The organism is Brevundimonas sp. AAP58, assembly GCF_001295975.1.
Classification (GTDB): Bacteria; Pseudomonadota; Alphaproteobacteria; order Caulobacterales; family Caulobacteraceae; genus Brevundimonas.
On sequence record NZ_LJHU01000133.1, the window covers coordinates 1 to 6,278 of the forward strand.

The window sequence follows — 6,278 nt, forward strand, 5'->3', positions numbered from 1 at the left end:
CCCTCATCCGACCTCGCTTCGCTCGGCCACCTTCTCCCGCAAGGGGAGAAGGGATGTTAGGCGAACTCACCCGCAATTCCCCTTTTCCGTCAACGCCTCTCCGCGCTGAGACCCAAAACACCGAACGGCGCTCCCGCCTCGCTTACAATGGCCGGTTTCACCGCGGCGGGGACGCCGCCGGACGGAGAGAGGGGCCATGCCGGATTTCGAGAACGCCGCGTCCTGGGACGACGCAGACCCGCCGACGCGCGGGGTCTGGTACGACGCCGAGCCCGACACGCGCCAGCGGGGCGCCAAGCCGGCGCCCGCCCCGCGCGGCGGCTATCGCATCCGCTCCGACGAGACCTGGGCCAGGGCGCGCGACGCCTATCTGGCGGGCGAGACGGCCGAGGAGGTGGCCTTCCGCTTCGACCTGAGCATGGGGACCCTGCGCGAGCGCGCCCGCAAGGAAGGCTGGCGCCGCGCCGACCAGGACGACCCTGAGTGGGGCTACCGCTCGGAACGCGGTTCCTCGCTGCATGAGCCCGGGGCGGAGGAACGCCTCGACGATCGCTGGGGCCACATCTCCGACGACGAGGGCTATGCGTCGCTGGCGGAGCGGGCGCTCTATCAGCTGCGCCGGGCGATGGCCCAGGGGCGCGGCGGGGCGGCCGCCAGCTGGATGCGGGTCCACGACCGCCTCATGGCCCGCGCCGAGATCGAGGAGGCCCGCAAGGCCAAGGCCGAAGCCGACGCCCGCCGCGACGCCGACATGGCCGAGGTCGACGCCCGCGCCCGCGCTCTCGTGGACGAGATGGCCCAGAAGGCCCGGCTCCGCGACCTGGCCCGCGCCGCGGCTCAAAGCCCGGCCCCGGCTTCCGGCGCCGATGTGGCCCGCGCCCCGATCGACGCCGAGCTGGAGCGTCTGGCCCGGGTCGGCGCCGACCTCGACGCTCCGGGCCGCGATCCGGTGTCCGGGTCGATTTCAGACGGTTCAGACGGTTCGCACGCGTTTTCCGCCCCGCCCGGCGGCCGCGATCCCTGATCCTCCGAAGCCTTGGCGAAGGAGGACTACTGCAGCCGCCAGACGCCGCTGAGGTTGCGCCATTCGCTGGGGCCGATCAGGCGCTGGTGGGCGTAGCGGACGCTGTGCAGCGGGCCGTCCAGGGTGCGGTGCCAGAAATCCAGGAACTTCTCCAGCTCCGGGAAGTGGGGCGCCAGGTCGTACGCCTGCCAGACATAGGTCTGGAGCAGGGAGGGGCTGTCGGGCATGCGGTAGGTGATCTCGGCCGTGGTCAGGCCGTAGCCCTTGAGCTGGAGGTCGAGTTCGGCGTGGTCGGCGGCGTGGCCCATGCGGGCGGTCCTCTGCTGGCCCCGGGAAAGGGCGGGTTGCGCGCCGGCGCCCCCGCCCGGCCGATCGCTCCTGCGGAGGTGGAGCCCCGGCGCGAGAGGCGGCGCCGACGAGGGAGATGCTGCCGCAGGAATCGTGACGGATCAATGAACAAAAACGTTGGGAATCAGGGGCTTATCAGCAGCGCCCCGTGACTGCTGCCACGCCGGACGGAACGGCCTCAGGCCAGCCGCGTGGCGAAGGCCCGGCCGGCCGGGGCGGCGGCCTTCGGCCCCAGCACGGCGGTGGCGGCGCGGCCGGGCTGGATCGTGCGACGCCCCGCCTCGGCCACGGCCTGCGCGGTCACGGCGTCGATGCGGGCGGCGGTCTCTTCCGACGGAATGGGCCGGTCGAACATCAGGGTCTGGGCGGCCATGCGGCCGGCGCGGCTGGCGGGGCTCTCGTCCGACATCCACAGCCCGGCCTTGAGCACGGCCCTGGCGCGGGACAGCTCCGCCTCGGTCGGCCCCTGATCGGCCAGGTCGCGGATCTGGTCGGCGGTCAGCTCGGCCAGCTCCACCGCCCGCTCGGCGGATGCGCCCGCGTAGACGCCCAGGATGCCCGCGTCGTCATAGGGATCGTGCCAGGCGTCGATGGCATAGGCCAGACCCCGCTCCTCGCGCGCGGTCTGGAACAGCCGGCTGGCCATGCCGCCCCCCAGGATCTCGCCGAACACCCGCATCGCCGGCGCGGCGGGGTCGGACGCCGAGACGCCGGGCAGCTCGAAGACGAGGTTGGCCTGTTCGATGCGGCGACTCAGGGCGGCCTGGCCTCCGGTGAAGGCGGCGGGTTGCGGCGCGTCGGCGGAGGCGGCCACGGCGTCGCCGAAGAAGCGTTCGGCGAGGCTCAGGAGCTCGTCCTCGTCCACGGCGCCGGAGACGGCCACGGTCATGCGATCGGGCGAATAGAGCCGGGCGCGCCAGGCCTGCATCGTCGCCCGGTCGGCGGAGGCCAGGCTCTCGACCGATCCCAGGATCGGCCGGCCCAGCGGCTGGCCGGCGAAGGCCCGCGTCTGGGCCATCTCGAAGACGTGGTCGTCGGGCGTGTCGAAGGCCTCGGCGATCTCCTGGGCGACGACATCCTTCTCCCGCTCGATCTCGGCCGGATCGAGCGTGGGCCGGAAGACGAGGTCGGAGACGATCTGCATGGCCAGCGGCAGGGAGCCGTCCAGAGCGCGGACGTCGAAGCTGGTGCGCTCATAGCCGGTCGCGGCGTTGATCGACCCGCCCTCGGCCTCGATGCGCTCGACGATGTCGCGCGCGCCCATCTCGCCCGCCCCCTTGAACACGAGGTGCTCCAGCAGGTGCGACCAGCCCGAGCGGTCCTCCGGCTCCCACCGCGCCCCGCCCTTGACGGCGACGGTCAGAGCCAGCGTCCGCAGCCCCAGCATGGGGTCGCAGACGACGCGCACGCCGTTCGACAGGGTGTGCAGCCGGGGGCTCACGCGCGGCCTCTCAGGCGGCGGATCAGCAGGGCGACGTAGACGCCGGCCAGGGCCAGGGCGAGGCCGAACCAGGTCAGGGCGTATCCCAGATGGTTGTTGGAGAAGGCGGCGGGCGGCGCGGAGGCGACCAAGGCCTCCCACTCCGGATTGGGGCTGACGAGGGCGAACAGGGTGAACTCCGACGGCGGGGTCGTGGCGCCGAGCGCCCGCGCCATCGCGGCGTTGTCCCGACCGTAGAAGCGCGTCCCTTCCGGCGCGGGGGTCATGGCGCCCGGCGGCGGCGTGCGGCGCAGCTCCACCGTCAGGCTGAGCGGCAGGGTGGAGGGCGCGACGCGGGGGCGGTCGGAGACGCTCTCAGGCACGAAGCCCCGATCGACGAGGAAGGTCTGGCCGAGGCCCTCGGGCATGCAGGCCGAGATCAGCCGAAAGCCGGGCGCTCCGTCCTGGATCGAGCGCAGCTCGACGAACGGCGCGGTCGGCAGGCCCCGGCACAAGACAAGCGCCCTGCGGAACTCCGGATCGGGCGAGGCGAGGACGTCTGCGAGAAGGGCGGGGGGCTGGGCGGCCGCCGCCTCGGCGCGGGCGATGAGGTCGGTCTTCCAGGCCAGACGCTGGGACTGCCAGACGCCCAGCCCGATGAGCAGGCCGAGCGCCGGGATCAGCAGGACCGTCAGCAGCCAGGGAAAGCCCGGCCGGGCGCCGGCCTCAGCCAAAGGTGACGTAGACGAAGGCGAAGAGGAACAGCCAGACCACGTCCACGAAGTGCCAGTACCAGGCCGCCGCCTCGAAGCCAAAGTGCTTCTCCGGGCGCAGCTGGCCGGCCAGCAGGCGGATGAGGCAGACGGCCAGGAAGATGGTTCCCACCAGCACGTGGAAGCCATGGAAGCCCGTGGCCATGAAGAAGATGGAACCATACAGCCCCGAGCCCGCCGCTTCGTCGTTGAAGAACAGGTTCTCGTGGATGATGTGGTAGTATTCATACGCCTGCACACCGGTGAACAGCACGCCCAGCGCCACGGTGATGATCAGGCCCAGACGCGCACCGTTCCGGTCGCCGACTTGCAGGGCATGGTGAGCCCAGGTCACCGTGGTGCCCGACAGCAGCAGGATCACGGTGTTCAGCAGCGGCAGCGACCACGGGTCCAGCGTCTCGACACCGCGCGGCGGCCAGGTCGACCAGGCCGCGGCCGTCTCGGCCCAGCTGGAGATCTCCGGAATGTTCGTGCGCGCCTCGTTGAAGAGGGCCATCTCGAAGAACATCCAGAAGAAGGCGGCGAAGAACATGATCTCCGACGCGATGAACAGCGTCATGCCGTAGCGCAGGCCGATGGAGACGACGGGCGTGTGGTCGCCCTTCTGGCCCTCGCGGATCACGTCCCACCACCAGGCGCCCATGCCGTACAGCGTGCCCGCCAGACCCGCGAAGAACAGCCACGAGGTGCCTTCCGGCATGCCGAACAGGCCCTTCATCCACATGACCGCGCCGACCATCATGACGGTGACGGTGATGGAGCAGATCAGCGGATAGGGGCTGGGGTCGACCAGGTGATAGTCGTGGTGCGGAGCGGCGTGGGCCATGTCGTGTCCGGGTCAGGCGGTAGGAGTTTGCGGCAGGCTATAGCGTCGGGTTTCAGCCCGCGCCAGTGGCGCCGCCGCCGGAGGCGGGACTTGTCGAAGATGCGTCTTCCGAAGAGGGATAGAAGGTGTAGCTGAGGGTGATCTCCTCGACCCCGTCGGTCTCGGCATTCCGGGCGATCAGGGGATCGACGAAGTACTGGACCGGGAACTGGATGGTCTGGCCGGGCGCGATGGTCTGGTCGTCGAAGCAGAAGCACTGCAGCTTCTGGAAATACTGGCCGGTCTGCTCGGGGACCACGTTGTAGCTGGCGCGCGCCGCGATCGGCCGGTCGGAGGTGTTGGTCACGTCGAAATAGGCCAGGCCGGTCTCGCCGATGCGGACGGTCTGGGTCACCTGCTCGGCCTTGAAGGTCATGGGCAGGTTGCGGACGTTCGTGTCGAAGCGGACCTTGACCGTGCGGTCCAGGACGATTTCGGAAGGCTTGTCGGCCCGCATGGTCGTGCCGCCGAAACCGGTGACCCGGCAGAACAGGTCATACAGCGGCACGGCGGCGAAGGCCGCGCCGGTCATGGTCAGGACGACGCCGGCGCAGGCCAGCGCGACGGCGCGGGTGGACCAGCGGGTTTTGCGCTCTTCGCCCATCAGCGCGCGGCCTCCGCGGTCGCGGCGGCGTTCAGCGCCTTTCGCTCTTCCAGATTGGACTGCATGCGCAGGAAGGTCGTCAGGAAGATCAGGACGATGAAGCCGACCAGGCCCAGTGCGATCCAGAGGCTGCGACGATTGCGGGCCTGAAGCTGTTCGGGGGTCAGGAGGGTCGGCATTACAGGGCTCCGAATGGCGCGAACCGTTCGACCAGCAGGGCGGCGAACAGGGCCATCAGGTACAGGATCGAAAAGGCGAAAAGATTGCGTGCCGGTTTGGCCTCGGCGCGCACGTCATACAATGCGGCCTCTCGCCCCACGGCCTCGGCCTTGTCGGGTTGATCGCCCGCGCGGGAGCGCCAAAGCCGGAACGCGAGCGCCAGAAACAGCAGGCCGCCGGCGACCGAAACGGCCAGATAGATCGGCCCGCCGAGACCCGTCAGGCCGGGGGCGATCGCCACCGGAACGAACACGAGCGAATAGAGCAGGATCTGCAGCCGGGTCGACTTGGCGCCGCGCGCCACCGGCATCATCGGAATGCCCGCCTTGGCGTAGTCGCCGGTCGAATAGAGCGCCAGCGCCCAGCTGTGCGGCGGGGTCCACAGGAAGATGATGAGGAACAGCAGCCACGCCTGCCACGGGGCCTCGCCCGTGGCCGCCGCCCAGCCGATCACGGGAGGGAACGCCCCCGCCGCCCCGCCGATGACGATGTTCTGGGGCGTCCGGCGCTTCAGCATCAGGGTGTAGAAGACGGCGTAGTAGACGATCGTCAGGAGCAGGAGCCCCGCTGCCGTCCAGTTGGTGTTCATGCCCAGGAGGGTGACAGAGAAGACCGACAGAACGACACCGAAGGTCAGGGCGTCGTTCGACTTCAGCCGCCCGGCCGCCACGGGACGCCCGCGCGTGCGTCGCATCAGGGCGTCGGTGTCGCCTTCCAGCGCCATGTTGAGGGCTCCGGCCGCGCCCGCGCCGACGGCGATGCACAGGATGGCGATCGCGGCGACCAGAGGGTTGATGTCAGCCCCCGCCACCACCAGCCCCGTCGCGGCGGTGAAGATCACCAGCGACATGACGCGCGGCTTCAGCAGCTGGAAGAAGTCTTCCGGCTGGGTGGTCGACAGGACGGGGGCGTCGGCTTGGGTCATGTCGTTCTTCTAATCCTCCCCCGTGAGCAAAGCGAAACGGGGGAGGGGGACCGCGAAGCGGTGGAGGGGGCGGCTCCAGACACGGTGTGCGCGTCCGGGC

At 70.4% G+C, this 6,278-nt stretch carries 8 protein-coding genes; 1 reads left to right on the top strand and 7 read right to left on the bottom strand.

Features of this window, described 5'->3' with window-relative positions; translation table 11 throughout:
- The first annotated feature begins 196 nt into the window (after positions 1–196).
- Positions 197–1,024, top strand: coding sequence for a hypothetical protein (locus IP78_RS14605; RefSeq protein ID WP_054112390.1), 828 nt, complete (start codon positions 197–199; stop codon positions 1,022–1,024).
- Positions 1,025–1,050: 26 nt separating this feature from the next.
- Here the strand turns inward: IP78_RS14605 and IP78_RS14610 are convergent, their stop codons facing one another.
- The 7 genes from IP78_RS14610 to cyoE form a co-directional block, all read right to left on the bottom strand.
- A complete protein-coding gene (locus IP78_RS14610) occupies positions 1,051–1,332 on the bottom strand; it encodes an usg protein (RefSeq protein WP_054112391.1) in 282 nt (93 codons plus the stop codon).
- Positions 1,333–1,550: 218 nt separating this feature from the next.
- Entirely contained in the window at positions 1,551–2,759 is a 1,209-nt protein-coding gene (locus tag IP78_RS14615; RefSeq protein WP_156320446.1) for a pitrilysin family protein, read from the bottom strand.
- A gap of 50 nt (positions 2,760–2,809) precedes the next feature.
- Positions 2,810–3,526: an SURF1 family protein gene (locus IP78_RS14620; RefSeq protein WP_054112393.1), complete on the bottom strand. Its 717-nt coding sequence runs from the start codon at positions 3,524–3,526 to the stop codon at positions 2,810–2,812.
- On the bottom strand, positions 3,519–4,391 hold the full coding sequence (locus IP78_RS14625; protein WP_054112394.1) for a cytochrome c oxidase subunit 3: 873 nt from the start codon (positions 4,389–4,391) through the stop codon (positions 3,519–3,521). Before IP78_RS14625 ends, IP78_RS14620 begins: the two co-directional genes overlap by 8 nt.
- A gap of 52 nt (positions 4,392–4,443) precedes the next feature.
- A complete protein-coding gene (locus IP78_RS14630) occupies positions 4,444–5,034 on the bottom strand; it encodes a cytochrome c oxidase assembly protein (protein WP_054112395.1) in 591 nt (196 codons plus the stop codon).
- Complete coding sequence (locus IP78_RS14635) at positions 5,034–5,213, bottom strand: hypothetical protein (RefSeq protein WP_054112396.1); 180 nt, start codon at positions 5,211–5,213, stop codon at positions 5,034–5,036. The genes IP78_RS14630 and IP78_RS14635 overlap by 1 nt, the downstream gene beginning before the upstream one ends.
- Entirely contained in the window at positions 5,213–6,178 is a 966-nt protein-coding gene (cyoE, locus tag IP78_RS14640) for a heme o synthase (RefSeq protein ID WP_054112397.1), read from the bottom strand. Before cyoE ends, IP78_RS14635 begins: the two co-directional genes overlap by 1 nt.
- Between the last annotated feature and the right edge of the window lie 100 nt (positions 6,179–6,278).